General features: G+C 72.3%; 15 protein-coding genes, 1 tRNA gene, 11 pseudogenes and 1 riboswitch. Of the genes and pseudogenes, 13 read left to right on the top strand and 14 right to left on the bottom strand.

Going from position 1 to position 26,173, the window contains the following annotated elements; all coding sequences use genetic code 11:
- Positions 1–30: 30 nt before the first annotated feature.
- Positions 31–782 (top strand): annotated as a pseudogene (locus tag ACZ8AI_RS14100) (DUF6716 putative glycosyltransferase).
- A gap of 328 nt (positions 783–1,110) precedes the next feature.
- On the opposite strand, the gene ACZ8AI_RS14095 reads toward ACZ8AI_RS14100, so the two are convergent.
- Together ACZ8AI_RS14095 and ACZ8AI_RS14090 are read right to left on the bottom strand one after the other, a co-directional pair.
- Complete coding sequence (locus ACZ8AI_RS14095; protein WP_071293696.1) at positions 1,111–1,371, bottom strand: thioredoxin family protein; 261 nt, start codon at positions 1,369–1,371, stop codon at positions 1,111–1,113.
- A 29-nt stretch (positions 1,372–1,400) separates the two neighbouring features.
- Positions 1,401–1,691 (bottom strand): hypothetical protein, encoded by a 291-nt coding sequence (locus ACZ8AI_RS14090; protein WP_464858720.1) that lies wholly within the window; start codon positions 1,689–1,691, stop codon positions 1,401–1,403.
- 61 nt (positions 1,692–1,752) lie between these two features.
- On the opposite strand from ACZ8AI_RS14090, the gene ACZ8AI_RS14085 reads away from it, so the two are divergent.
- From ACZ8AI_RS14085 to ACZ8AI_RS14050, 8 genes and pseudogenes are all read left to right on the top strand, one after another.
- Positions 1,753–2,217, top strand: a complete 465-nt coding sequence (locus tag ACZ8AI_RS14085; RefSeq protein WP_464858719.1) for a MarR family winged helix-turn-helix transcriptional regulator — start codon at positions 1,753–1,755, stop codon at positions 2,215–2,217.
- Positions 2,214–3,456: pseudogene (locus ACZ8AI_RS14080) on the top strand (MFS transporter). Before ACZ8AI_RS14085 ends, ACZ8AI_RS14080 begins: the two are co-directional and overlap by 4 nt.
- A gap of 897 nt (positions 3,457–4,353) precedes the next feature.
- Positions 4,354–4,991: pseudogene (gene orn / locus ACZ8AI_RS14075) on the top strand (oligoribonuclease).
- A gap of 74 nt (positions 4,992–5,065) precedes the next feature.
- Positions 5,066–5,143 (top strand) — tRNA-His (locus tag ACZ8AI_RS14070).
- 83 nt (positions 5,144–5,226) lie between these two features.
- Positions 5,227–5,571, top strand: coding sequence for a metallopeptidase family protein (locus ACZ8AI_RS14065; RefSeq protein WP_464858718.1), 345 nt, complete (start codon positions 5,227–5,229; stop codon positions 5,569–5,571).
- Positions 5,572–5,580: 9 nt separating this feature from the next.
- Positions 5,581–6,246, top strand: a pseudogene (locus tag ACZ8AI_RS14060) (acyltransferase family protein); the annotation flags it as partial.
- An 88-nt stretch (positions 6,247–6,334) separates the two neighbouring features.
- Positions 6,335–7,342 carry an acyltransferase family protein gene (locus ACZ8AI_RS14055; protein WP_464858832.1) on the top strand — a complete coding sequence of 336 codons (1,008 nt, stop codon included), beginning with the start codon at positions 6,335–6,337 and terminating at the stop codon, positions 7,340–7,342.
- Positions 7,302–7,745 (top strand): hypothetical protein, encoded by a 444-nt coding sequence (locus ACZ8AI_RS14050; protein ID WP_464858717.1) that lies wholly within the window; start codon positions 7,302–7,304, stop codon positions 7,743–7,745. The genes ACZ8AI_RS14055 and ACZ8AI_RS14050 overlap by 41 nt, the downstream gene beginning before the upstream one ends.
- On the opposite strand, the gene ACZ8AI_RS14045 is transcribed toward ACZ8AI_RS14050, so the two are convergent.
- Together ACZ8AI_RS14045 and ACZ8AI_RS14040 are read right to left on the bottom strand one after the other, a co-directional pair.
- Complete coding sequence (locus tag ACZ8AI_RS14045) at positions 7,742–9,046, bottom strand: acyl-CoA dehydrogenase family protein (protein WP_464858716.1); 1,305 nt, start codon at positions 9,044–9,046, stop codon at positions 7,742–7,744. The two genes, ACZ8AI_RS14050 and ACZ8AI_RS14045, sit on opposite strands and share 4 nt — an antisense overlap.
- A pseudogene (locus ACZ8AI_RS14040) lies at positions 9,043–10,465 on the bottom strand (LLM class flavin-dependent oxidoreductase). The gene ACZ8AI_RS14045 and the pseudogene ACZ8AI_RS14040 overlap by 4 nt, the downstream one beginning before the upstream one ends.
- Before the next feature lie 89 nt (positions 10,466–10,554).
- Here ACZ8AI_RS14040 and ACZ8AI_RS14035 point away from each other — a divergent pair.
- Positions 10,555–12,009, top strand: a complete 1,455-nt coding sequence (locus ACZ8AI_RS14035) for an MFS transporter (RefSeq protein ID WP_464858715.1) — start codon at positions 10,555–10,557, stop codon at positions 12,007–12,009.
- Positions 12,010–12,115: 106 nt separating this feature from the next.
- Here the strand turns inward: ACZ8AI_RS14035 and ACZ8AI_RS14030 are convergent, their stop codons facing one another.
- The 6 genes and pseudogenes from ACZ8AI_RS14030 to ACZ8AI_RS14005 form a co-directional block, all read right to left on the bottom strand.
- Positions 12,116–12,703, bottom strand: a complete 588-nt coding sequence (locus tag ACZ8AI_RS14030) for a nucleoside/nucleotide kinase family protein (RefSeq protein ID WP_464858714.1) — start codon at positions 12,701–12,703, stop codon at positions 12,116–12,118.
- Positions 12,696–14,444 carry an ATP-binding cassette domain-containing protein gene (locus tag ACZ8AI_RS14025; protein WP_464858713.1) on the bottom strand — a complete coding sequence of 583 codons (1,749 nt, stop codon included), beginning with the start codon at positions 14,442–14,444 and terminating at the stop codon, positions 12,696–12,698. Before ACZ8AI_RS14025 ends, ACZ8AI_RS14030 begins: the two co-directional genes overlap by 8 nt.
- A 304-nt stretch (positions 14,445–14,748) precedes the next feature.
- Positions 14,749–14,835, bottom strand: a pseudogene (locus ACZ8AI_RS14020) (hypothetical protein); the annotation flags it as partial.
- A gap of 137 nt (positions 14,836–14,972) precedes the next feature.
- Positions 14,973–15,224 (bottom strand): annotated as a pseudogene (locus ACZ8AI_RS14015) (ATP-binding cassette domain-containing protein); the annotation flags it as partial.
- A gap of 5 nt (positions 15,225–15,229) precedes the next feature.
- Positions 15,230–15,871: an ECF transporter S component gene (locus tag ACZ8AI_RS14010; protein ID WP_464858712.1), complete on the bottom strand. Its 642-nt coding sequence runs from the start codon at positions 15,869–15,871 to the stop codon at positions 15,230–15,232.
- A riboswitch (TPP riboswitch) is annotated at positions 15,868–15,977 on the bottom strand. It overlaps the preceding gene by 4 nt.
- 82 nt (positions 15,978–16,059) lie before the next feature.
- The gene (locus ACZ8AI_RS14005; protein ID WP_464858711.1) at positions 16,060–16,371 is read right to left on the bottom strand and encodes a hypothetical protein; all 312 of its coding nucleotides are present in this window, start codon (positions 16,369–16,371) and stop codon (positions 16,060–16,062) included.
- Between the two features lie 140 nt (positions 16,372–16,511).
- Between ACZ8AI_RS14005 and glgX the strand changes: the two are divergent.
- The 3 pseudogenes from glgX to treZ all read left to right on the top strand — a co-directional run bounded on the left by glgX (position 16,512) and on the right by treZ (position 22,966).
- A pseudogene (gene glgX / locus ACZ8AI_RS14000) lies at positions 16,512–18,750 on the top strand (glycogen debranching protein GlgX).
- Positions 18,747–21,214 (top strand): annotated as a pseudogene (gene treY, locus ACZ8AI_RS13995) (malto-oligosyltrehalose synthase). Before glgX ends, treY begins: the two co-directional pseudogenes overlap by 4 nt.
- Positions 21,211–22,966: pseudogene (gene treZ, locus ACZ8AI_RS13990) on the top strand (malto-oligosyltrehalose trehalohydrolase). Before treY ends, treZ begins: the two co-directional pseudogenes overlap by 4 nt.
- Before the next feature lie 246 nt (positions 22,967–23,212).
- Here the strand turns inward: treZ and ACZ8AI_RS13985 are convergent.
- The 4 genes and pseudogenes from ACZ8AI_RS13985 to ACZ8AI_RS13970 form a co-directional block, all read right to left on the bottom strand.
- Positions 23,213–24,008: pseudogene (locus ACZ8AI_RS13985) on the bottom strand (polyprenol monophosphomannose synthase).
- A gap of 45 nt (positions 24,009–24,053) precedes the next feature.
- A complete protein-coding gene (locus ACZ8AI_RS13980; RefSeq protein WP_464858710.1) occupies positions 24,054–24,698 on the bottom strand; it encodes a class F sortase in 645 nt (214 codons plus the stop codon).
- Positions 24,699–24,817: 119 nt separating this feature from the next.
- Positions 24,818–25,348 carry a hypothetical protein gene (locus tag ACZ8AI_RS13975; RefSeq protein ID WP_464858709.1) on the bottom strand — a complete coding sequence of 177 codons (531 nt, stop codon included), beginning with the start codon at positions 25,346–25,348 and terminating at the stop codon, positions 24,818–24,820.
- Positions 25,326–25,976 (bottom strand): glycosyl hydrolase family 8, encoded by a 651-nt coding sequence (locus tag ACZ8AI_RS13970; RefSeq protein WP_464858708.1) that lies wholly within the window; start codon positions 25,974–25,976, stop codon positions 25,326–25,328. The genes ACZ8AI_RS13975 and ACZ8AI_RS13970 overlap by 23 nt, the downstream gene beginning before the upstream one ends.
- Positions 25,977–26,173: the final 197 nt, after the last annotated feature.

Below are 26,173 nucleotides of genomic sequence, written 5' to 3'. Positions count from 1 at the left end.
TGCGGCAAGGACCCGCCGGATGCCGTCCTGGTGTCCCTGATCGGGCCGGTCGCGGAACTCGTCATCGGCGAGGTGCACCGCCGGGTGCCGCGCCGACCGGTGCTCGTGACGGGGTTGCCGGGCATCTCGTTCCCGGCGAAGTGGAAGGGTGTGTTCTTCCGCGCCCGTGCCGACCTGTTCGTGCTGCACAGCCACCGCGAGGTCCGCGCGTACGAGGAGCTCGCTCGCGAGGGCGGCGTCGAACCGCACTTCGCGCTCGCGACGCTGCCCTTCGCCCGGCCGGCTGCCGCTGCTCCGACTGCGGCTCTGGTCCGCGATTCGGTCGTCTTCGCGGCGCAGCCCAGCGTGCCGGCCGAGCGGTGGACCGCGCGCGCATCGTCGGGTGGCTCGTCGAGACCGCGCGACGGCATCCCGAGTGGCGCGTCGTGATCAAGGTGCGGGCGGCGGCGGGCGAGCACCAGACCCACCGGGAGCAGGACCCGTACCCGGACCTGGTCCCCGCGGACGCGCCGACGAACCTCGTCGTCGAGAGCGGTCCGATGGCGGACCACCTCGACCGCGCGGTCGCCCTGGTGACGGTGAGCTCGACGGCCGTCCTCGAGGCCGTCGCCAGCGGCGTGCCGGCCCTGACGCTCACCGACTTCGGCATCGGCCGACAGCTCATCAACGAGGTGTTCGTCGGCAGCGGCCTCGAGGGCGACGCGGTCGACCTCGTCGACGGGCGGTTCGGCCACGGTGCGGCCGGAGTGGATGCACGACAACCACTTCCACCCGGTGGCTGACGACGACTGGGCCGCCCGGACCGAGGGGTTGATGGCGCTCCGCGATGCCGGCGCGCTCGTGGACCGACCGGCCGCCCGACGCAGTCGTGGCGGCGTGCTCCGACGAGCGTGGGAGCGGAAGAACGCCCTCGGGCCTGCTGACCGGAGCGCGATCGGGGCGGTCGCGCTGGTGATCGGGGCGCCGGTGCGGGCGGTGAAGCGTGTCGTGCGGCAGGCGGTGCGGCTGGTGCGTCCGCCCGAGGCGCCGGTGTTGCTGGCGCCGACGAACCAGCGGACGGGTCGCGGGCTCCGGTCAGAGGGCGGGCTTCGGTCAGAGGGCCGGCCCCGGTCAGAGTGCCTTGGCGATCGCGAGGAGCAGTTGGTCACGGGTGGGGACGCCCGGTGAACGGAAGACCTCGGCTCCGTCGTCCCGCCGCACGATGATCGTGGGGGTCGACCGGATGCCGAGGTCCTCCGCCTGGTCCGGGTGGTTCGCCACGTCGCGCTCGGTCAGCTGCAGCCCGGGGACGAGCGCCGATGCCTCGGCCGAGACGCGGCGGGCGGCGGCGCACGGCGCACAGAAGGCGGACGTCCAGAGGTCGAGCTGCATGTGATCGTGCAACGTGGCGGCGTGGGGTTCTACTCCCGGTCGAACTCGCCGCTACGGTCGCCACGGTCGGCGAGGTCGTCGACGGGGTCGGACTCGCCGGGGACGTACTCGAACTCGGCGGAGGTCTGGTCGAGCACCTGACGCGCCTTCGTCTGCCGGTAGGTGAACGCGGTCTGCAGGCCCTCGACGTCAGCGAACACCGTGATCTCGTCGTCCAGCGCGTCGCTCGTCGCGGTGCGGGTGTCGGTCGTGCCGTCGAAGGGACCGCCGTGGAAGATCGCGGTGTACTCGTCGCCTTCGTGGATGGTGATGTCGCTCATGCATCCCTTCTACCAGGCCGCGGCTGTTGACTGATGCATAGCATCGCTATATAGTTCAGCTATGGAACCGAGTCGCGACCAGACCATCGAGACGCTCCTCGTGTCGGTGAACCGTCTGATCCGGACCGCCGCACAGGCCGCGGGCAGCACGACGTCCTCGGCGGTGTGGCGCACGCTCGGCATCCTCGAGACCGACCAGCCGCTCCGGCTCGGCGAACTCGCCGCAGCGTCCCGCGTCGCCCAACCCACGATGACCCGCCTCGTCGCCGGCATGCTCGCCGACGGACTCATCTCGCGGACCGTCGACCCCGACGACTCCCGCGGGCAGCTCATCGAGATCACCCCGGCCGGGCACGCCCGCCTCGTCGAGTGGCGCGCGACCCTCACCAGCACCGTCGGGCCGCTCTTCGCCGACCTCGACGACGACGACTGGGACGTCCTGCGCGAAGCGGCCGCCATCATCGCGTCGCGGGCGACCACCCGCCCCACAGCGACACCATCCACCAGAACGGAGACCCACGCGTGAACGCCCACGCACCCGCCGGACAGTCCGGCTCCATCCTCAAGCAGTCCTCCGCGGTCTGGGCGATCGCCTTCGCCTGTGTCGTCGCCTTCATGGGCATCGGCCTCGTCGACCCGATCCTCCCCGCGATCGCCGCGTCGCTGAAGGCCACCCCGGCCCAGACCGAACTGCTCTTCACGAGCTACCTCGCCGTCACCGGTGTCGCCATGTTCTTCACCAGCTGGGTGTCCAGCCGGATCGGCGCGAAGAACACCCTGCTCATCGGCCTCGCCCTCATCGTGCTGTTCTCGGTGCTCGCGGCGACGTCGAACAGCGTGTGGAGCATCATCGACTTCCGCGCCGGCTGGGGCCTCGGCAACGCGCTCTTCATCTCCACCGCACTCGCGACGATCGTCGGGGCTGCGTCCGGCGGCACCGCGTCCGCGATCATCCTGTACGAGGCGGCACTCGGCCTCGGCATCGCCGTCGGACCCCTCGTCGGTGGTCTGCTCGGCTCGGTGAGCTGGCGCGGCCCGTTCTTCGGCGTCACGACGCTCATGGCCATCGCGTTCATCGCGATCGTCGTGCTCCTCAAGACGAAGAACCTCGAGAAGCTCCACCCCCACGAAGCTCTCGGCGCCGTTCCGCGCGCTCGGGCGTCCGGCACTCGCCGCCCTCGCCGCGACCGCACTCTTCTACAACATCGGCTTCTTCGTCCTGCTCGCCTACACGCCGTTCCCGCTCGGCTTCGGCGCGCTCGGCATCGGCTTCACGTTCTTCGGCTGGGGTGTCGGACTCGCCGTCACCTCGGTCTGGGTCGCACCGATGCTCACCGCTCGCCTCCGCAGGACGACGGTGCTCAAGATCGCGCTGCCGCTCCTCGCGCTCGACCTGTTCGCCGCGGCCGTCGTCGTCGGGTCGCAGGTCGGCCTGATCATCTGCGTCGTCATCGGCGGACTCGTGCTCGGTGTCCTGAACACCGTCCTGACGGAGTGCGTCATGGAGGCGACCGACCTCCCCCCGCTCCGTGGCCTCGAGCGCGTACTCGGCCGTGCGCTTCATCGGCGGCGCCATCGCCCCGCCGGTCGCCACCCTCCTGGCCGACGCCTGCGCCCCTCGGCCGCGTACGTCTTCGCGGGGCTGTCCGTCGCGGTCGCGTTCGTGGTCGTCGTCCTCACCACGAAGGTCCTCCGGCGGGTCGACGACGGCGCGGAGCCCGAACGGGTCGAGGCCGAGGCGATCTCCGCCGGCGAGATGTCCTAGGCGGGGCACCGCGGGGCCGGGCTGCCTCGCTGGGCGTGATGCTGCGCTGCCACACTGCGCGACTGCGCGAGCGGGCGAAATGCCAGGGTCCGTCAGACGACGACCCTGGCATTCCGCCCGCTCGCTCGTTTGTTCGTCGCTGGAGCGGGGTCGTCTCCGAGCCCGGGGTGAACCTCATCGGCGCCTCCCGATTCCGCGGACGCTCGGACGGTCGAGCGGGCGAAACACCGCGGTCCGCCCGGCGACGACCTCGACGTTCCGCCCGCTCGACCCGGCGCGCGCTGGTTCCGCAGACGAGCGGGCGGAATCACGCTTCGGAATCGGCAGGCGGGTGCGGCATTCCGCCCGCTCGACGGCGACGCATCCGTTCGGGGCAGCGCCCGCAGGTCGAGCGGGCGGGAACGCGGGGTGCGCCCGGCAGCGACCCGGGCATTCCGCCCGCTCGGCGGCGACGCATCCGTTCGGCGCAGCGCCCGCAGGTCGAGCGGGCGGGAACGCGGGGTGCGCCCGGCAGCGACCCCGGCATTCCGCCCGCTCGGCACGACGGGGCCCTCCGGCAGCGCCCCCAGGTCGAGCGGGCGAAAACGCGGGGTGCGCCCGCCAGCCACCCCGGCATTCCGCCCGCTCGGCACGACGGGGCCCGCCGGCAGCGCCCGCAGGTCGAGCGGGCGAGAACGCGGGGTGCGCCCGGCAGCGACCCCGGGATTCCGCCCGCTCGACACGACGGGGCCCTCCGGCAGCGCCCAGCAGCGCGGGCGGGCAGGCAGCGGACGGAGGCGACCGCCTGGAGGCGCGGGGCGGGTCGGCGGACCGGTGGCGGGCCTCCAGGCTGGAGCGCCGACCACCTGGGCGGCCGGACGCGACGGGGCGCGCGCGACGCGGAATAGGATCGACGGCATGGCTACTGCGAACGACCGCCTCGTCTGGATCGACTGCGAGATGACGGGCCTCGACCTCCAGGTCGACGAACTCGTCGAGGTGGCCGTGGTCATCACCGACTTCGACCTCGTCCCCGTGCACCCCGGCTTCGACATCGTCATCAAGCCCGACCAGTCGGCGCTCGACAACATGAACGAGTTCGTGACGAACATGCACACGACCTCGGGGCTCATCGACGAGATCCCGAACGGGGTGTCCCTGGCGGACGCCGAGTACCAGGTGCTGGAGTACATCCTCCAGCACGTGCCGGCCGAGGGCTCCGCTCCCTGGCGGGCAACACGATCGGCACGGACCGCGCGTTCCTGTCGAAGTACATGCCGCGCGTCGACGGGCACCTGCACTACCGGAGCGTCGACGTGTCGAGCATCAAGGAGCTCTGCCGCCGCTGGTTCCCGCGCGTGTACTTCAACGCGCCGGAGAAGCACGGTGGGCACCGGGCGCTCGCGGACATCCTCGAGTCGATCCGCGAGCTCGAGTACTACCGTCGCGCAGGCTTCGTCGCCGAACCGGGTCCGAGCACCGACGACGTCCGCGCCGTCCAGGCCGAGGTCGTGGCGAAGTGGGAGCCGCGGCTGGCGCAGCCCGCATCTGAGTAGCGACACGCGTGGTCGGATCCGCGCGCGGCATGTACTACTATTGAGTAGTCGCGCCGGTCGCCCGGTTCGTACATGGTGGATATAGCTCAGTTGGTAGAGCGCCTGGTTGTGGTCTAGGAGGTCGCGGGTTCGAGACCCGTTATTCACCCCCAGTCGAGCAACGGCCTCGGTCCTCGGACCGGGGCCGTTGTCGTTCCCCGGTCGATCAGGCCGGTGTGGGAGCATCGAGCCCGTGATGGAGATGTCCCTCGACGACTTCGAGCAGCTCGTGACCGACGAACTCGACCTGCTCCCCGACGAGATGGTCGACGGTCTCGACAACGTGGTGTTCGTCGTCGAGGACGAACCGGAGAACGGCGAAGAGCTCTTCGGCGTGTACGACGGCATCGCGGCGACCGAGCGCGGCCAGTACGGCTTCGGCGAGCTGCCGGACCGCATCGTGGTGTTCCGGAAGCAGCACCTCGCCGAGTGCGACACCCTCGACGAGCTCAAGGACGAGGTGCACACCACCCTCGTCCACGAGATCGGGCACTTCTACGGGATCGACGACGAACGGTTGCACGAGCTCGGTTGGGCGTAGTTGCCCGATGTGATATGTCAATGTAGAATAGATGGATGCGTTCAGCCCTCCGGTCTTCGAGCCGACATCCAGGGTCTGCGCGGCCTCGCGGTCGTGCTGGTCGTCCTCGACCATGCCTTCGGGTGGCCGAACGGTGGCTTCCTCGGCGTCGACGTGTTCTTCGTCATCTCCGGGTTCGCGATCACCAGTGGCCTCCTGCGGGAACGCGCGGAGCACGGTCACATCCGCCTCGGCCGCTTCGCCCTCCGACGGGTCCGACGCCTCCTTCCCGCATCCCTCGCGGTGCTGATCGTCACCGTCGCAGCCGGACTGCTGATCCTGCCGTCGGGTCGGATCGCGGGGTTCTTGACGGATGCCGGCGCTTCGCTCCTCGCGGTTGCGAACTGGCGGTTCGCCGCTGACGGAACCGGCTACTTCGCCGCTGACGCACCGCCGTCCCCGTTCCAGCACTTCTGGTCGCTCAGCGTCGAGGAGCAGTTCTACCTCGTGCTGCCACTGCTCCTGTTGATCCTGCTCGGCAAGGCCGCTCCGTTCGGAGCTGGCACGCCGCTCGGCGTCGGTCGCCGCCGCTTCGCCGTCGCCGTCCTGTCGGTCATCGCCGTCGCGTCGCTCGGGTGGGCCTTCGTCGCCGTCGCGAACACGCCGGACACGGCGTACTTCTCGACGTTCACGCGGGCGTGGGAACTCCTGCTCGGCGTGCTCGTCGCCTTCGCCTCGACACGGGCGCGCACCGTTCTGGCGACCCGTCGTCGAGGTCTGCACGGTGGTCGGCCTCCTCGCGATCCTGGTCCCCGCCCTCATCGGTCAGGACACGGACGGCGTCCCCGCGCCACTCGCCCTCGTCCCGACGATCGGAACCGCACTCCTGCTGTTCGTCGGTGCCGGGCACAGCGCGACGACCGCATGGCCGATCCGGACCGGGCCGTTCGTCGGTCTCGGCACCATCAGCTACTCCCTGTACCTGTGGCACTGGCCGCTCATCGTGCTCCTCCCGCTGGCCCTCGACGTCCCGATGCCCGTGGTCCTCACCCTGTCCCTCGGCGCAGCCATCGCTTCGTACCTCGTCATCGAGCGCCCCTTCCGGACGTTCGCACTCGGCGGCCGGGGGCAGACCCTCGCTGCTGCGCCGTCGTGGTGGGCGACGAACCGCAGGGCGTTCCGCACCGGCGGGATCATCACGCTCGTGCTCGCGAACGTCGTCGGCCTGGTGGTCGCGGTGGACCGCACGGCACCCGTCCAGGTCGCTGCCGCCGAACTGCCCGCTGCGCTCGGGAGCGACGGACCCAGCGTGCCCTCGGACCCGGTCCTCGCGGCGCGGTACAAGGCGATCTCGAGCGCGCTCGGCTTCTCCGATTGGCCGGCTTCGCCCCAGCCGTCCGTCGATGCGATCACCGGCCCGGACTACGGCGAGTCCATCACCCGCACCGGTCCGTGGAGCTCGACCCTCGGATGCTCGACGGTCGGCGCTGCCTGGAAGAGCCCGTCGTGTTCGTGGGGCGACGCATCCGGCACGAAGATCATGGTGGTCGGAGACTCCACGGCGGCCTACAGCATGCCTGCGTGGCGCGCACTCGCAGAGACGTCGGGCTCGGAGACCCACGTGGTGAACGGAACAAGGATCGGCTGTCCCTTCATCTCGCTCGAACTGCCGTCGAACGCGGACTCGTGCGCCGGCCACATCCCCGACGTCGTCGAGGAGATCGAGCGCAGCCACCCTGGACGTCCTCGTGGTGACGAACCGGATGGTGGGACGCGAACGACCCGGACATGAAGTCGGTGTCGCTCGACGAGTACGAGGCGAGCATGCGCAAGCAGCTGGACCAGGTGCGGTCGTCCGTCGGCAGGATCGTCTTGGCGCCCGCGGATCCTCCAGTGCGCCGCCGGCCGACTGCCTCGTCGGGACGAAGAAGCCGAGCAGCTGCATCGCCACCACGGGTCCGCTCGGTGCTCAGACGAAGGCGATCCGCACGATGGCGAAGGCGATCGACGGCGTGTTCATCGACACGGCGAGCATCTGGTGTGTCGAGGGACGGTGTCCGGTGATCATCGGCGACGCGTTCAGCCGGCTCGACATCATCCACCAGGCTCCCGACGGCGCACGATCGTCCGCACCCGCGCTCCTGCAACTCATGCGGCAGGCAGGTGCGCTGCCGAAGGACCCGGCGAACAGCTAGGCGGACAGCACCGACCGCGCCGGCGCACCCCTCAGAACCGCGTCGGCCCCACCTCGTGGTACTTCTCCCACGCGTCCACCGGCCCCCGCCCGTGCAGCACGTACTCCCCCACGAGCCGCTCCTTGTACACGGCAGGGGTTGTGCGACGCCACCACCCGCGCGTTCCGCCAGTGCCGGTCCAGCGCACGCGTGCGGTCAGCCGCAGACGCTCCCCCGACCTCGAACAACTCGGACGCCGCCCGGAGCACCCGCGGCCCGATCTCGACCTGCGCCTGGTAGACCGCGTTCTCGGCGGTGTCCAGCAGCGCGTGGTCGACGCCGACCCCTGGCTCGTTCGTGGCGACGACCTCGTCGAGCAGCCCCGCCGCCGCGATGACGAGCGACCGCGCGGTGAACGCCCCCGCAGACAGCCGTCCGAGGATCGCCAGCACCTGCGGGTCGTCCCCGGGACGTCGCGCGTTCGCGTGGATGTACGTGCGGGTCCGCGGCCGGACGAAGGCCACGGCGTCGTCGACGACGGCCTGCCCGATCCCCGCGAGGACCGCCAGCAGGTACAGCTGGTAGAAGGCCTGGATGTGCGACAGCGGGGCGTCCCGGTAGGCGGAGACAACCGACGCGTCGACGGTCACCCCGTCGAACACCGTCGTGCCGGACGCGGTCAACCGCTGCCCGAAGCCGTCCCAGTCGTCGATGCCGGTGACACCCGGCGCCGTGGCGTCGACGGCGAACGTCACGCGCTCGCCGTCGCGGTCGGCGGCCAGGTAGATCCAGTCGGCGTAGAGCGTGCCGGTCGAGTAGTACTTCGTCCCGTCGAGCCGGAACGACCCCGGGCCGGACGGCGTCACGGTCGTCGAGATGTCGGCGAGCGTCGTGCCGGTCCGCTCGGACGTCGCGTTGCCGATGATCGCCCCGTCGACGATCCGTTCGAGCCACTCGTCACGGGAGGCCGACGACGGCCGGAGCAGCACGAGTTCGGTGTACCCGAAGTGCCCCCGCCACAGGTGCGCGATGTTCGAGTCCGCCGCCGCCAGGTCCGCCACCAGGTGCGCGAGTTCGACCAGGCTGACACCGAACCCGCCGCGGTCCTCGGGCACACGCAGGCGTCCGAACCCGGCGTCGGCGAGCGCGCGCACCTCGGCGTGCGGCAGCGCCCGGTCGCCGGGCGTCCCCGACGCCAGCTCACGGTCGACCGCGCCCTCGCGGATGGTCGCGAAGACCGGTGCGAAGCGCGCCCGCAACGTGGCCAGGCGGTCGGCCGGGAGGCCCGTCATCCGTCCCTCGGCCGTGGTCGCGTCCGTCATGCGGTCACCCCCACGGCACGTGCCGCGTCCGCGACACCGCTCGCGCCACCGGAGAACACCCCGCGCCAGCGCCGCGCCGGGTGCGAGTCCGGCAGTTGGGCGTGGCCGAAGAGCTTCTCGCGCAGCGTGCCCTCGCGGTACTCGGACTGCATCAGGCCGCGTTCCTGCAGGGTCGGCGCGATGTGGTCGACGAACTCCTCGTAGGAGCCGGGCAGCGTCCAGTTGATGACGTTGACGCCGTCGACGCCCACCCGCTGCCAGTCGGCGAGCTCGTCGGCGATCTGCTCCGGCGTCCCGACCACACGGGCGCGGAGCTTCGCGGACAGGCGAGCCAGGTCGGCGATGGTCGGTTCGCGGTCGCCGGCGGCCTCGGCGCAGCCATGCAGGTGCGACTGCCCGGCGTGGGTCCGGACCTCGGAGAGCGGGGTGTCCGGGTCGAGCGGTTCGCCGGTGTCGGGGTCGAAGCCGAGGTTCGAGTGCACGAGGAAGCCGTCGGCCGCGAGGTACTCGTCGATCTCGGCCTCCTTTGCCTTCGCCTCGGCTTCGGTGGAGCCGGTGATGAACGTCAGGCCGAGGAAGAACGCGATCTCGTCCCGCTGTCGCCCCGCGGTCTCTGCCAGGTCGCGGGTCTCGCGGATGAGCTGCTCGGTGGCGTCGCGGTTCGACGTGAGGATGAACTGCGCCTCGGCGTTCCTCGCGGCGAAGGCCCGGCCGGCCGGCGAGGACCCGGCCTGGAACAGCACCGGCGTCCGCTGCGGCGAGGGCGCGGACAGGTGCGGGCCCTGCACGTCGTACCGCTTGCCGTGGTGGTCGATGCGGTGCACCTTCTCGGGGTCCGCGTAGCCGAGGACGGGGTCCTTCAGGACGGCGTCGTCCTCCCATGAGCCCTCCCAGAGCTTCGCGCAGACCTCGAGGTACTCCTCGGCCCAGACGTAGCGTTCGTCGTGCTCCTCGAGCCGGTCCTGGCCGAAGTTGCGGGCGGCACTGTCGAGGGCGCTCGTGACGACGTTCCAGCCGATCCGGCCGCGGGTGATGTGGTCGAGGGTGGAGACCTTGCGGGCGAAGTCGAACGGGTGCGACTGGATGACGCTCGACGATGAAGGCGAGCCCGAGGTGCTCGGTCGACACGGCGAGCGCGGAGAGCAGCACGGACGGGTCGTTCGAGGGGATCTGCAGCCCTTCGCGGAGGTTCGTCGAGTAGTCGCCGCGCGCCGGGCCGTACGTGCCCACGACGTCGGCGAAGAACATCGCGTCGAACTTGCCGCGCTCGAGCGTCTTCGCCAGGTCGGTCCAGAGCGTCACGTCGTCGAAGTCCGACTGCCGGGCGTCCGGGTGCCGCCAGAGGCCGTGCTGGATGTGCGACGTCGTGTTCATGACGAAGGCCGCGAAGCGCAGCGGACGGTTCGGTCGATCGCTCATGGGCTCCATGTTCCCCGCGCGACCCCCGGGAACGGCAGCGACGTGACACCGCGTTACGCGGGGTGTTCCGCGAGACGCCGGAGCCGACCATGCTCCTGAGGCATGCCGATCCCGACCACTCGCAGCCGCGCCGTCCAGGCCGTCCCGTCGCACCGTTCACCAACGCGACCCGTCGTCGTGTCGCCCTGGCGTCCTTCGTCGGGACGACCGTCGAGTACTACGACTTCTACCTGTACGCGACGGCGTCGGCGCTGGTGTTCGCGCCCACGTTCTTCCCGTCCGTGACGCCGGCCGTCGGCGTCATCGCGTCGTTCGCGACCTACGGTGTCGGCTTCGTGGCACGGCCGCTCGGCGGCGTCATCGCCGGCCACCTGGGCGACCGGATCGGGCGGAAGAAGCTGCTCGTCGCGTCGCTCGTGCTGATGGGGATCGCGTCGACGCTGATCGGGGTGGTCCCGTCCGCGGCGACCATCGGCGTCGGCGCCGTCGTCGCGCTCGTGTTCCTGCGGCTGCTGCAGGGCGTGGCGGCCGGCGCGGAGTGGGGCGGGTCGGCGCTGCTGTCCGTCGAGCACGCTCCCGCACGGCACCGCGGGCTCTTCGGGGCGTTCACGCAGATGGGGTCGGCGGGTGGGATGCTGCTCGCGACCGGGGTGTTCACGCTGGTGCGGGGGCTGCTCGGCAACGAGGCGTTCCTGGCGTGGGGCTGGCGGCTGCCGTTCCTGTTCTCGGCCGTGATCGTGGCGGTCGGGCTCGTGATCCGGCTCGGCGTGCAGGACGCGCCGGTGTTCCAGGAGCTCCGCGCGTCCGGTGGGGTCGAGCGCTTCCCCGTGTGGCAGGCGATCCGGCAGCACCCCCGGTCGATCCTCGTGACCGCGGGGCTGCGGCTCGTGCAGCCGGCGCTGTACTCGATCCTGACGACGTACTCGCTGACGTACCTGCTCGCGAAGCGCGGCGAGGAGGGGTCGGCGGCCGGGCTGCAGGCCGTCCTCGTCATCTCGGCGGTCTCGCTCGTGTCGACGCCGTTCTGGGGTTGGCTGTCCGACCGGGTCGGGCGGCGGGTGCTGACGATCTGGTCGGCGGTCGGGATCGCCGTGCTCATCTGGCCGTTCTTCGCGTTCCTCGACGCCGGCCCGCTCGTGCTGCTGCCGCTCGTGGCGCTCGTCGGGATGTGCGTGTTCCACGACAGCATCTACGGGCCGCAGGCGGCGTGGTTCGCGGAGCAGTTCCCGACCGGCCGGCGGTACTCGGGGATGTCGCTCGGGTACCAGATCGGGTCGATCTTCTCTGTCGGGCTCACCCCGTTGCTGGCGGCCGTGTTCGTCGAGGTCGGCGGGGGTTCGCCGTGGATCCTGTGCGGGTACCTCGGGGTGTACGCGGTGCTCTCGATCGTGGCGGCGGTGTTCGCGGTGGACCCGGCGGCGGACGCGCGGCGGGCGGGGGCGGACGGCGCGGGCGGCGCGGGCGCAGCGGGCGCGGGCGACCCGGCGGGTGCGGGCGGCGCGGCGGGTGCGGGCGACCCGGCGGCGGCCCGAGTTTCGGCCTGAGCGACAGTTCACGCGTGCCAGAGCCCGAGAAGTGTCGCTCGGGCGCGAAACTCGGGCGCGCGGGGCTCGGGGCGCGAGCCCCGCAGCGCGCCCGCGCCGCGCGGCCCTACGTCCGCAGCACCACGTCGGCCAGGGCCGCAGGGCGCCTCGGCAGCGATGAACGCCGACTCCTGCGCGGCCCAGCGCTCCCACTCCCGTGCGAACACCTCACCGTCGCGGCCGATCGCCCGCTGCCACCGTGTGTCGTCGTCAGCCTCCAGCCACACCCGGAGCGACGCGGAGGCCGCCGAGGCCCGCGACAGCGCCCCGCACCCCTCGACCACGATCGGGACGTCGGGGTCGAGCGGGACCCAGTCGGTCGGGCCCCGGCTTCCCAGTCCCAGCGCCGGTACCCGCTCGGGGCCCTGAGCACGTCGGTCACCACGGCCTCGGCGGCGGCGCGCAGGCCGTCCCAGCCGGGGTAGACGTCGTCGAGGTGCACGATCTGCGCGCCGAGCCGCTCGGCGACGGCGTTCCCGAGGGTGGTCTTGCCCGTGCCGGAGCGCCCGTCGACGAGCACGACGAGGCGCCGGTCCCCGCGCGCAGCGGCAGCACCGGCAGCGGCGGCGGCGAGGGCCCCGGCGGCGAGGGCCCCGGCGGCGAGGGCTTCGGCGGCGTCCGAGGGCTCGCGCCCGGCCCCGAGCCGGTCAGGCACGCCACGTCCCTGCGACCACCGCGACCCCGATCGACACCAGCCCGATGCCGACGAGCACCGCGACCATCGCCCACTCCGGCCCCGCGAACCGTGCGGTCCGGGCCCACGTGCGCCTGCCGGGAGCCCCGAACCCCCGCGACTCCATCGCCACCGCCAGCGTCGTCGCCCGCCGCAGCGCCAGCACGAGCAGCGCGAACGCCATCGAGGCCCCACGCCGCAGTCGCCCGCTGTCGGCCACTCCGCGGGCCCGGCGCGCCATGCCGAGCTGCCGCCAGTCGTCACCGAGCAGGGTCACCATCCGGAGCGCCGCCAGCGCCCCGAGCACGAACCGGGCGGGCAGCCGCAGCAGTTGCGCGAGCCCGTCGGCCAGGTCCGTCGGGTCCACCCGGACGAACAGCGCGACGGCCGGGATCCCCACGGCGAGCACACGCAGCGCCGTCGCCAGCGCGAGTTCCAACGACCCGTCGGTGACGTGCGCGAAGCCGAAGTCGAACCACTCCCGCCCGGAAGGTCGCCCGTACAACGCGATGCTCACCGCCGTCAGCGGCACCGCCACGAGCACGGGCGACGTCCGCAGTAGGAGTGTGCGCGGCGGGATCCGCAGGAGCGGCAGGAGCAGGGCCTCCAGCGCGAGGGCGGCGGAGGCCGAGACCACGTCGAGGCTCAGCACGAGGCACACCCCGAGCGCCATCACGCCGAGGAGCGACGCGACGGGCTGCACACCACGCGTCGTCGGGACGGTTCCGACGGTCGGGCCTGGAGGCGCGGATCGCCCGGGCAGGTCGGCCGACGTCCCCGGGGCGGTCACCGTTCCATCCCCCGGCTCGGCGGGCGTTCGGAGCACGGGCTCGGCACCCGTCTCGCTGAGGACGACCTCGTCGGCGTCGAGCGCCCGCACGAGGTCCTGGTCGTGCGTGATGGCCACGATCGCGGTGCCGGCGTCGGCGAGCGCCCCGAGCCGGTCGACCACGGCCTGCCAGGTGGCGCGGTCCTGGCCGGAGGTCGGTTCGTCGAGCACGACGACCGGCGGCGCCGCGGCGACGACGGTCCCGATCGCGAGTCGACGCTGCTCGCCGCCGGACAGGGTGAAGGGGTTGGCGTCCGCCAGGTGCGCGAGCCCGAACGTCGCGAGCAGCTCCTCGACCCGCGCGGCGACCTCGTCGTCGGGGTGGCCGAGGGCGGTCGGGCCGACGGCGAGTTCCTCGCGGACGGTGCGGGCGACGAACTGGTGCTCGGGGTCCTGGAACACGGTGCCGATGCGCGCGGCCAGCTGGCGGCTGGTCCACGCGGCGGGGACGTCCCCTATGCCCGCGGCGAGGGCCGGGGTGGCGTGCAGTGACCCGTCGACGTGGCGGAGGAGCCCGGCGAGCGTCAGGCCGAGCGTCGACTTGCCGACGCCGTTCGGCCCCGTCACGGCGAGCACCCGGCCGGCCCGGACCTCGAGGTCGATCCCGCTCCCCACGCGCTGCCGCTTCCCCCGTGCCGTCCCGAGCCCCTGCGCCGCGAGCAGCACCGCGCCGCTGTCCTCGCCGCCGCCCGCGCCGCCGAGCGGGCGAACTCCCCACGGTCGCCCCGTCGCCCGACCCCGGCATTTCGCCCGCTCGTCCGCGACGGGCGTGCCCCACGTCCCCCACGGACGACCCCGCCGAGCCGAGCGGGCGAAGTCCCGTGGTGCCCTTCTCGCGCGACCCCGGCATTTCGCCCGCTCGTCCGCGACGGGCGTGCCCCCGTGCCGAACCACGCGCGGGCTCCGACCCCGGCAACCACACGCCGGCCGCCGTCAGGGCCGCACCGTGCCGGGCGAGCACCTCGGCGGGCGGACCGTCGGCGACGACTCCCCCGGCGGGCTCGAGCAGCACGAGCCGGTCCACCAGGTCGAGCCACGTGCCGATCCGGTGCTCGACCACGAGCAACGAGCACCCGGTCTCGTCGAGCAGCGCACGGACGGCGTCGTGCACCTGCGACACCCCCGACGGATCGAGGTTGGCGCAGGGTTCGTCGAGCACGAGCGCCCCGGGCCGCATCGCCAGCACGCCGGCGAGTGCCAGCCGCTGCCGCTGCCCGCCGGACAGCTTCGTGGTGGACCGGTCGAGCGCCAGGTCGAGCCCCACGACGTCGAGCGCAGTCCGCACCCGCTCCCATATCTCCTCCGGCGGGACCCTGCGTTCTCGCACCCGAACGCGACGTCGTCGCCGACCCGCGACATCACCGTGTGGGCCTCGGGGTCCTGCATCACGAGGCCGACGCGCCCGCGGGCCGCGCGGGGGTCGGCACCGTCGACCAGGACCGAGCCCTGCACGGAGGCAGCGGTGTCGTCGGTGTCGTCCGGCTCGTCGGGCAGCACGGCGGCGACGGCCCGGAGGAGCGTGGACTTGCCCGCTCCCGAGGGTCCGACGATCGCGACGCGTTCCCCCGGTTCGACGGTCAGGTCGACGCCGCGGACCGCCCACGCGTCACGTCCGGCGTACCGCCAACCCCAGTCGTGGAAGGCGATGCGCGCGGGACCCTCGGCCCCGGACACCGTGGTCACGCGACGGCGCGGGTCCCGCGCCTGGAGTGTTCACGGCCGGCGGCGAACGACGACAGCACACCGGTCGCGGCGAGCGCGCGGACGAGGAGCCACGAGCCGAGCCCGGCGATGACCGCTCCGCCGACGACGCCAGCCACGATGTACGCGGCCTTGAAGCCCGCGTCGTACCCGGGGTACCAGAGCACGGTGTCGTTGAGACCCATCGCGAGACCGGCCGCGGCCCCGGCGAGGACGACGACCGGCAGCCGGTACACGCGGTACAGGAACAGCGCGAGGACGAGTTCGGCGCCGAGGCCCTGGACGAGTCCGGCCTCGAGCGTGAGCCACCCCCACTGGGTGCCGAGGAGCGCCTCGACCGACGCGGCGACCATCTCGGCGTAGAGCGCCGCGCCGGGCTTCCGGACGATGATCGCGACGACGGGTCCGGCGAGCAGCCAGACGCCGCCGAAGAACGCCTGCGTGCCGGGCAGGACGAGCGTCATCGCGGCGCTGAGCGGCTCGTAGCCGAACTCCCACACCTTGAAGACGACGCCGATCGCGACCGCGAGGACGCTGGCGACGACGATGTCGACCACCCGCCAGCGGAGCGATCGTGTGACCCGGGCGGACGGTACTGCTGGTGACGTGCGTACGGACATGGTCCTGGACTCCTCCCTGCGCCGGCATGATCCGGATCAGGTTCGACGGTCGGAGCGCCCTTCGCTCCCTCTCAGCCCGGTGGTTCCGGACTCCCGTGTGTGTCCCGCCAGTGTAGACGCGGACGCGACCGTGTGACGGACTGGAGGCGCGGTGCCAGCTGGCACCGCGCCTCCAGGCCGTCAGTGGGTCACTTCTTGAGGACGCGGACCAGCTTGCGCAGGACGGTGCCGGTCACCCAGATGACCGGGATGCTCACGGCGAGCAGCGAGATGAGGTTCGGCTCGAACTCGAGGTCCTTGCCGGGGCGGCGGACGTACGCGCCGACGGGGATCGATGCCCCGCCGCCACCGCCGCCGCCGTTGTCGTCGCCGTCCCCGCCACCACCGAAGCCGAACCAGGCGATGGACACCGGGATGAGGGTCTGGTCGCCGACCTCGACCGGGTCCCCGTAGTTGGTGGACACGCCGACGGGGCGCACCTTGTCTGCGATCTGCGTCACGATGTTGGCCATGCGCGCGAGGCTACTCGCCGGTCCCTCCACAGGCTGCGACGCGCGGGAACCGTCCACGGCTGGGGCTTGTCTGCGGACGCGGACGGCCCTCGCCGATATGTTGGCGCCACCCACACCTGGAGGAACGTTTGCACACCTGGCCCGGCAACCCGTACCCGCTCGGGGCGACCTACGACGGAAGCGGCACGAACTTCGCGCTCTTCAGCGAGGTCGCCGAGCGCGTCGAACTGTGTCTCTTCGACGACGACGGCAACGAGACCTGCGTCCCCCTGCTCGAGGTGGATGCCTACGTCTGGCACGCGTACCTCCCGAACGTCGGACCCGGACAGCAGTACGGCTTCCGCGTCCACGCGGACTACGACCCGACGAAGGGGCTCCGCGCGAACCCCGCGAAGCTGCTGCTCGACCCGTACGCGAAGGCGACGAGCGGGGACATCGACTGGGACCAGTCGCTGTTCTCGTACACGTTCGGCGACCCCGACTCGACCAACGACGAGGACTCCGCCTCGCACATGATGAAGGGCGTCGTCATCAACCCGTTCTTCGACTGGCAGGGTGACCGCGCACCGCGGACCCCCTACGGCGAGACGGTGATCTACGAGGCGCACGTCAAGGGCCTCACCGAGACGCACCCAGACGTGCCGGAAGAGCAGCGCGGCACGTACGCCGGCGTCGCGCACCCGGCCGTCATCGAGCACCTCAAGCGCCTCGGCGTGACGACGCTCGAGCTCATGCCCGTTCACCAGTTCGTGAACGACTCGACCCTGCAGGACAAGGGGCTGTCGAACTACTGGGGCTACAACACCATCGGGTTCTTCGCGCCGCACTCGCACTACTCGTCGTCCGGCGACCAGGGCCAGCAGGTGCAGGAGTTCAAGACGATGGTCCGCGAGCTCCACCGCGCGGGCATCGAGGTCGTCCTCGACGTCGTCTACAACCACACGGCAGAGGGCAACCACCTCGGTCCCACCCTGTCGTTCCGCGGCATCGACAACGCGGCGTACTACCGCCTCGTCGACGACGACCCGCGGTACTACATGGACTACACGGGCACCGGCAACTCGCTCAACGTCGGACACCCGCACTCGCTTGCAGCTCATCCTCGACTCGCTCCGCTACTGGGTGACCGAGATGCACGTCGACGGCTTCCGCTTCGACCTCGCCTCGGCGCTGGCCCGCGAGTTCTACGAGGTCGACCGGCTGTCGGCCTTCTTCGAGCTCGTGCAGCAGGACCCGATCGTGTCGCAGGTGAAGCTCATCGCCGAGCCGTGGGACGTCGGCCCCGGCGGCTACCAGGTCGGCAACTTCCCGCCCCAGTGGTCGGAGTGGAACGGCAAGTACCGCGACACGGTGCGCGACTTCTGGCGCGGCGAGTCGTCGACGCTCGGCGAGTTCGCGTCGCGGATCTCCGGTTCGGCCGACCTGTACGAGCACGACGGCCGCACGCCCAAGGCGAGCATCAACTTCATCACCGCGCACGACGGCTTCACGCTGTACGACCTCGTCGCCTACAACGAGAAGCACAACGAGGCCAACGGCGAGGACAACAACGACGGCGAGAGCCACAACCGTTCGTGGAACTCCGGCGCCGAGGGGCCCACCGACGACGAGGCCGTGAACGCGCTGCGACTCCAGCGCCGCCGCAACTTCCCGGCGACGCTGCTGCTCAGCCAGGGCGTGCCGATGATCGCGCACGGTGACGAGCTCGGCCGGTCGCAGTCGGGCAACAACAACGTCTACGCGCAGGACTCCGAGCTGAGCTGGATCGACTGGGACACCGCCGACGAGGAACTCATCCAGTTCACCGCCGACGTCGTCAAGCTCCGGCACGACCACCCGACGTTCCGCCGCACCCGGTACTTCAACGGGCGCCCGGTCCGCCGTGGCGAGGGCGAGCCACTGCCCGACGTCGTGTGGCTGACCCCCTCGGGCGACGCCATGGACCCCGAGGACTGGGACTCCGGCTTCGGCAAGAGCGTCGGCATGTACCTGAACGGCGAGGGCATCCGCGGGCGCGACTCCCGCGGCGAGCGCGTCACCGACGTCGGGTTCATCACGTACTTCAACGCGCACGACGACGTCGTGACCTTCACCCTGCCCCCGGAGGAGTACTCCCCCGGGTGGACGGTGCGGATCGACACCGCGGACCCCGGCGCCCGCGACGAGGTCCTCGAGGCGGGCACCCCGCTCGACGTGCCGGCGCGGTCGATGATCGTGCTCCGCGCCGAGCCCGACCACGAGGTCACCGTCACCCCGGTGGAGACCGACCCGGCACGGCCGGCCACCCCGGCTCCGCAGGACGCCGTCACCCCGGCGAACCCGGCGGGGTCGACGGCGCCGTCCGACACGGCGGGCGGGCAGCAGTGACCGCGCGTCGCATCCCGTCCTCCACCTACCGGCTCCAGGTCACGCCCGACTTCGACCTGACGGCCGCGCAGGACGTCGTCGACTACGTGCGTGATCTCGGGGCGGACTGGCTCTACCTGTCGCCGGTGCTGCAGGCCGAGCCCGGCTCGCAGCACGGCTACGACGTCGTCGACCACACGCACGTCGACACCGAGCGCGGCGGCGACGACGCGCTCCGTGCCCTCGCCGAGGCCGCGCACGGCGCCGGGCTCGGGGTCCTCGTCGACGTGGTGCCGAACCACGTCGGCGTGGCCACGCCCGCGGCGAACCCGTGGTGGTGGTCCCTGCTCGAGCACGGGCAGGGCTCCCCCGTCGCCTGGGCCTTCGACGTCGACTGGCAGGCCGGGGACGGCAAGCTCCGCGTCCCTGTGCTCGACGACCGGCTGCTCGACGCGGTCGAGCTGCGGGACGGCCGGCTGTACCTGGGCGACACCGCCTACCCGACCGCGCCCGGCACCGTGCACGACGGCGACACGGTCGAGGCCGTGCACGCCCGCCAGCACTACGAGTTCGTGCACTGGAAGCGCGCCGACCACGAGCTGAACTACCGCCGGTTCTTCGCGGTGAACACGCTCGCGGCCATCCGTGTCGAGGAGCCCGAGGTCTTCGCGGCGTCGCACGCCACGATCGGCGCCTGGTTCCGCGACGGTCTCGTCGACGGCCTGCGGATCGACCACCCGGACGGCCTGTACGACCCGGCCGGGTACCTGCAGGACCTCGCCGACCTGACGGGTGGTGCCTACACCCTGGTCGAGAAGATCCTCGAGCCGGGCGAGCAGCTGCCGAGCTCCTGGCCGGTGGACGGCACGACCGGGTACGACGCCCTCGGGGTCCTCGACCGCGTGTTCGTCGACCCCGCGGGCGAGGAGACGCTCACCGCCGCGTCGGGTGCTGAGCCGTCCGACTGGCAGCAGCTGACGCACGACACCCGGCGCGGCATCGCGGACGGGATCCTCGGCAGCGAGGTCGAGCGCCTCGCCCGGCTGCTGCGCCCCGTCGCCGGCGACCTGCCGCACGATCGGGTCGTCGACGCCGTGGCCGAGATCGTCGCCTCGTTCGACGTCTACCGGACGTACCTGCCCGAGGGCGCGCACCACCTCATCGACGCCCTCGAGCGCGCGGCCGAGGCCCGGCCCGACCTCGACGACGTCATCGACCGGATCGCCCCGGCACTCGTCGACCCGACGGACGCCGCCGCGATCCGGTTGCAGCAGACGAGCGGCATGGTGATGGCGAAGGGCGTCGAGGACACCGCGTTCTACCGGACCTCGCGGCTCACCAGCCTGAGCGAGGTCGGCGGCGACCCGAGCGTGTTCTCGGTCTCGCTGGCCGACTTCCACCAGGCGCAGCGCGACCGGCTCGGCAGCTGGCCGCACACCATGACGACCCTGACGACGCACGACACGAAGCGGAGCGAGGACACCCGCGCCCGCATCGCCGTCCTCGCCGAGATCGGGCACGAGTGGTCGTCGGCGCTCGAGCGCCTGCAGTCCCTCGTCCCGCTCGAGGACGCGGTGTTCGCGGACCTGCTCTGGCAGGCGATCGTCGGCGCACGCCCGGCCAGCCGGGAGCGCCTGCACGCCTACGCCGAGAAGGCATCGCGCGAGGCCGGGGACAGCACCACGTGGACCGAGCCGGACGAGGACTTCGAGCGGCGCATGCACGCGCTGGTCGATGCCGCGTTCGACGAGCCCGCCGTGGTCGCCGTGCTCGACGCCCTCGACGAGCGGATCGACGCCGCCGGGTGGTCCAACGGGCTCGCACAGAAGCTCGTGCAGCTCACCGCGCCCGGCGTCCCCGACGTCTACCAGGGCACCGAGTCCTGGGACCGCCCTTGGTCGACCCGGACAACCGGCGTGCGGTGGACTACACCGAGCGTCGGCACGTCCTCGCCGAGCTCGACGGCCCGGACGACGACGGCCCCGAGGACCTCCCCGCCATCGGCATCGACGGGGCCGCCAAGCTCCTCGTCACCAGCCGTGCGCTGCGGGTCCGCCGCGACCACCCGGAGCTCTTCACGCGCTACCTCGAGCTCGAGGCGACGGGCAGCGCGGCGGACCACGTGCTCGCGTTCGACCGCGGCGGCGCGGTGACCATCGCCACGCGCCTGCCGATCGGGCTCCGTCGCGTCGGCGGCTGGGGCGACACCCTGGTGCACCCCGCGCCGCTCGACCGGGTCGACCTGCTCACCGGTCGGCGCTTCCCCGCGTCCCGTGGCATCGCGCTGTCCGAGGTCCTCGCCGACTACCCGGTGGCCCTGCTCGTCCCGGCGCACGTCGTCGAGCCGACCGACCACGGCACCGAGACCGCCGACGTCTCCCGTCCGACGACCAGAACGGACGCCCGTGGGTCGGACGCCCCCGGGTCGTCCGCACCCGAGTCCGACGCCCAAGCCGAGATCGACATCCTGGAGGGGCACGCATGACCGTTCCCGACCGCTACGGCGTCTGGGCCCCCGCTCCCGAGCGGGTGCGCCTCGTCGTCGACGGCACCGAGTACCCGCTGACCCGCGGCGCCGACGACTGGTGGACGACCGACGCGGTCCTCCCCCACGTCGGTGCGCGCTACGGGTTCCGCATCGACGACGACGACGCCGCGCGGCCCGACCCGCGCAGCCGGTTCCAGCCCGAAGGCGTGCACGGCCCGTCCGAGGTCGTCGACCCGGCACGGTTCTCGTGGACCGACGAGGCCTGGACCGGCCGTCCGGCGCGCGGTGGCGTCATCTACGAGATGCACATCGGCACCTACACGCCCGAGGGCACCCTGGACGCCGCCGCCGCGAAGCTCGACCACCTGGTCGAGCTCGGCGTGGAGTTCGTCGAGCTGCTCCCGGTGAACGCCGTGAACGGCGAGTGGAACTGGGGCTACGACGGCGTCGGCTGGTTCGCCGTGCACGCCCCGTACGGCGGCCCGGACGCCTACGACCGGTTCGTCGACCGCGCGCACGCGCTCGGGCTCGGCGTCATCCAGGACGTCGTGTACAACCACCTCGGACCGAGCGGCAACTACCTGCCGCTGTACGGCCCGTACCTGCTGCAGGGGCTCGGCAACACGTGGGGCGACTCCGTCAACGTCGAGCACCCCGAGGTCCGTCGGTACGTGCTCGACAACGTGCGCATGTGGTTCCGTGACCACCACGTCGACGGGCTCCGGCTCGACGCCGTCCACGCGATCCGCGACACCACCCGCCCGCACGTGCTGCAGGCGATGGCGTCCGAGACCGACGCGTTCTCGGCGTTCGTCGGCAAGCCGCTGTCGCTCATCGCGGAGTCGGACCTGAACGACCCGATCATGTTCCGTCCGCAGGAAGCCGCGGGCTACGGTCTGGCCGGGCAGTGGTCCGACGACTTCCACCACGCGGTGCACGTCGCGCTGACCGGCGAGACGAACGGCTACTACGGCGACTTCGCCCCGCTCTCCGCACTCGCGAAGGTCCTGCAGCACGGGTTCTTCCACGACGGCACCTGGTCGTCGTTCCGGAAGCAGCGGCACGGCCGACCGATCGACCGAGGGACCTCCCCCGCGACGGCCCTGGTCGTGGGGAACCAGAACCACGACCAGATCGGCAACCGTGCGGCGGGCGATCGGCTCGCGGCGAGCCTGACCGACGAGGGGCTTCGTGATCGCCGCGGCGCTGACGTTGCTCGGACCGTTCACGCCGATGCTGTTCATGGGCGAGGAGTTCGCCGCGACGACGCCGTGGCAGTTCTTCACCTCGCACCCGGAGCCGGAACTGGGCGAGGCCACGGCGACGGGCCGCATCGCGGAGTTCGCCGAGCACGGCTGGGACGAGTCCGCGGTGCCGGACCCGCAGGACCCGACGACGTTCACGAACTCGAAGCTCGACTGGGCAGACGTCGACTCGGAGCGGGGTGCGGCGATCCTCCGGGCCTACCGTGTGCTCATCGCGCTCCGGCGCACCGACCAGGCGTTCGTCGACCCGCGGTACGAGGCGAACGCGGTCCGCTTCAGCGAGGACCGGCGCTGGCTCGTGCTGACCCGGGGCCTGCTCGGACCGGATGCGACCCCGGTGCACGTCGTGGTGAACTTCCTCGACGACGACGCCGAGGTGCCGGTGCCGGGCGCCACGGGCGAGGAGCTCTACCGCTTCGGCGAGGCCGACGTCGCGACCGACTGCGTCCGGTTCACCGGCCGCGGGGTGGTCGTCCTGCGCTGAGCCGGCGCCGGCCGACCAGCCGCTGGCTGGCGGGCCCGCCCGCCGGGCAGCCCCACGCGAAAGCGACAGATCGCCGCGGAACTCCCGCGGCGATCTGTCGCTTTCGCGGGGGGCGACGGCCGTCGGCAGACGAGATCTGTCGCTCTGGCGGTGTGGTCGTCCCGCAGACGGACTGGAGGCGCGGGGCGGGTCCGCCACGCGCCTCCAGTCCGGCGACGGCCCGCAGACCGACTGGTGACGGCCCGGTCAGGCCGCGTGGTCGGACACCGCGTGCGCGTTCGCGCGCACCGACGGCAGCCGACGGTGGTCCTTCACGACCGAGCGCGCTTCGCGCAGACGTCGGTCGAGGCCCCACTTCGTCACGAGGGCGAGGCTCTCGCGCACGATGTTCCCGCTCATCTTGGAGACGCCGAACTCTCGCTCGGTGAAGGTGATCGGGGTCTCGACGACGCGCAGCCCGGCCTCGAGGGCGCGCCAGCACAGGTCCACCTGGAAGCAGTACCCCTTCGAGGCGACGCCGGCCAGGTCGATGCGCTCGAACGCGCGCGACGTGAAGACGCGGAAGCCGCCGGTGGCGTCGCGCACGGCGATGCCGAGGGCCAGGCGCGTGTAGAGGTTGCCGCCGCGGGAGAGCATCTCGCGGTACCAGGGCCAGTTCCTCCACCTCGCCGCCCTTGATCCAGCGGGACCCGAGGACGAGGTCGTTCGTGTCGGCGAGCTCGAGCATCCACGGCAGGTACTCCGGGTGGTGCGAGCCGTCCGCGTCCATCTCGACGAGCTTGTCGTAGCCCTGCTCGAGGCCCCAGGCGAACCCGGCGAGGTAGGCGCCGCCGAGGCCGTCCTTGACGGTGCGGTGCATGACGTGGACCCGGCCGGTCTCACGGGCGATCTGGTCGGCGATGTCGCCGGTGCCGTCCGGGGAGTTGTCGTCCACGACGAGCACGTGGACGCTGTCGTCGGTGGCGGCGAGGGTGCGCTCGACGATGGGGCGGACGTTCTCCGCTTCGTCGTAGGTCGGGATGATGACCAGGGTCGTGCTCATGGTGCTCCTTGCGCTTGACATCGAAGATATCGGTCGTCGGCTGCGTCACTCCGCCGAGAGCTCTGCGAACACGATCAGATTGTCCGTGTAGTGCCCGGTGGCGGTGTCGAACGTGCCGTCGCAGGTGATCAGCCGGAGTTGCGGGGTGGGTGCGGTGCCGTAGACGTCGCTCGTCGGGAACGCCGACTTCGCGGCCCGCTCCGACCGGTCCACCGTGAAGGTTCGGGTGGTGCCGTCGGACATGGCGACGTGGATCTCGTCGCCGGGGACGAGTTCGTCGAGCCGGAAGAACACGGCTGCGGCGGTGGGGCTGTCGACGTGCCCGGCGATGACGGCGGGGCCGACCTGCCCCGGCACGATGCCGTCGCTGAACCAGCCGGCGTCGTCCCACCCCTTCGGCGGGTCGAGTTCACCGGCGGCACCGCGGTGGAGGTCCTCCAGCGAGGAGGAGACCCCGATCGCGGGGATGGTCACGCGGGTCGGCGTCGCGTCCGAGGCCGGCGCGGGTGCCGCCGGGTCCTGGAACCCGGCGATGTCGCGGTCGGCCGCGGTCGACCCGGAGTCCGACGGTCGCGAGCTGCTCGGACCGCTCGAGACGCCCCGCCCGTCCCCGTCCCCGTTCCCTACCGCGACGGCGACCGCGCTGACCGCACCCCCGGCGACGAGCACCGCCGCCCCCGCGGCGATCACGACCCACCGCCGCCCGAGTCTCGCCCTGAGCGACGTCCCTCGCGGCCCGGAGCCCGCGATCCGACGCGCAGACCGAGACTCGGGGCCCGCCCGGCGCCGCCCGCGACCGAGCCCGCCGGTCACGACGAGCCTCCCGCCGCGGACGCGCAGCCGCCGAGCACGTCCGACGTCAGCATCGTCGTGCCGAGCGCCGCCCACGCGTCGCCGTAGTACGTCGGGGTCGTCGCCGTGGTGCGGTCCGCGCGCTCCAGGTCCTTCGTCGCCGCGCCGGTCGAACCGGCCGCGTGCTCCGCTGCCGCACGCGCCGTGTAGGCCAGCGCGCTGCGGTCGCCGGTGACGGCGGTCCCGCCGAGGTCGAGCTGGGCCGCGAGCTGCGTCGTCCGACGGAGGGTCGGAGCGATCGACGCCGCGAGGGACCGGTCCGGGGCGCTGCACGCCTCGGCGTACCGGAGCGGCATCCGCATCGCGTCGTAGCCGTACAGCACGCGGCCGTCGCCGCCGGTTGCGGGCATCGGATCGACGCTGCCGTCGGCGTGCACCTGCGACCAGTCGCTCGGCAGGTCGGTCTCGTCGAGGACCGCGGCGGTCACCGCGCTGGAGCCCCGCTCGAGCTCCGCCCACCGCGCGTCACCGGTGGCCTTCGCGAGCACCCGGAAGGCGGCGGGCGACGCGTACGAGGAGTCGTATCGGTACGGCTCGGAGCCCGCTCCACGGCCCGGGCAGCAGGATCCGCCCGAGGTCCGTCGTCGCGGTCTCGTGGTCGAGGACCGCCGCGGCGATCGTCTTGCCGGCCGTCGTGTAGCGGTCGTCGCCCCAGGCCGACCCGGCCAGCACCAGCGCCCGCGCCGCGCCGAGGTCGGCGTCGCTGGCGGGCTGCTCGTCGGCGACCCCGCCGTCCGTCGTCCAGCGCCACGCCAGCAGCGAGTCGCCCGTGAGCATGTGCCGCTTCGTCCACGACCAGATCTCGCCGAAGCGCTCCCGGTCGCCGGCGGCGTACGCGATGAGGAGCCCGTAGGCCTGTCCCTCGCTGACGGTGTCGCCGCCCTGGTCGGTGCGGACGACCCGGCCGTCGCGGACGTAGCGGTCGAGGAAGTCGGCGCGCAGCTGCGCGGCGGAACGCGTGCCGTCCGGCGCGGTGGTCGACGTGGGCGTCGACGCGCCACCGGCGTCCGGGGCGGAGGCCGACCACGGGTGCACGGCCGCGACGGCGATGCCGCCGGCGACCAGGACCGCGGCCACCGCCACGGCGGTGATGGGGATCCAGTTCCTGCGGGTCATTCTGGCCTGCTTTCTGCTGGTGGGAGGGCTCCGGACTGGAGGCGCGGATCACGTGAGCGGATCGGCTGCGGTGAGCCGCGCCTCCAGTCCGGACCAGGGGACGGACGTCCGGATCAGGAGAAGAGCGCGCGGATCGACCGGATGGCCGCGTGGAGCGAGTCGGTGTCGGCGCGGTCGGCGGCGGTGCCGCCGCCTCC

The sequence above is a fragment of the Curtobacterium sp. AC273 genome (genome assembly GCF_979253735.1).
This window is presented reverse-complemented; position numbering and strand designations above follow the sequence as displayed.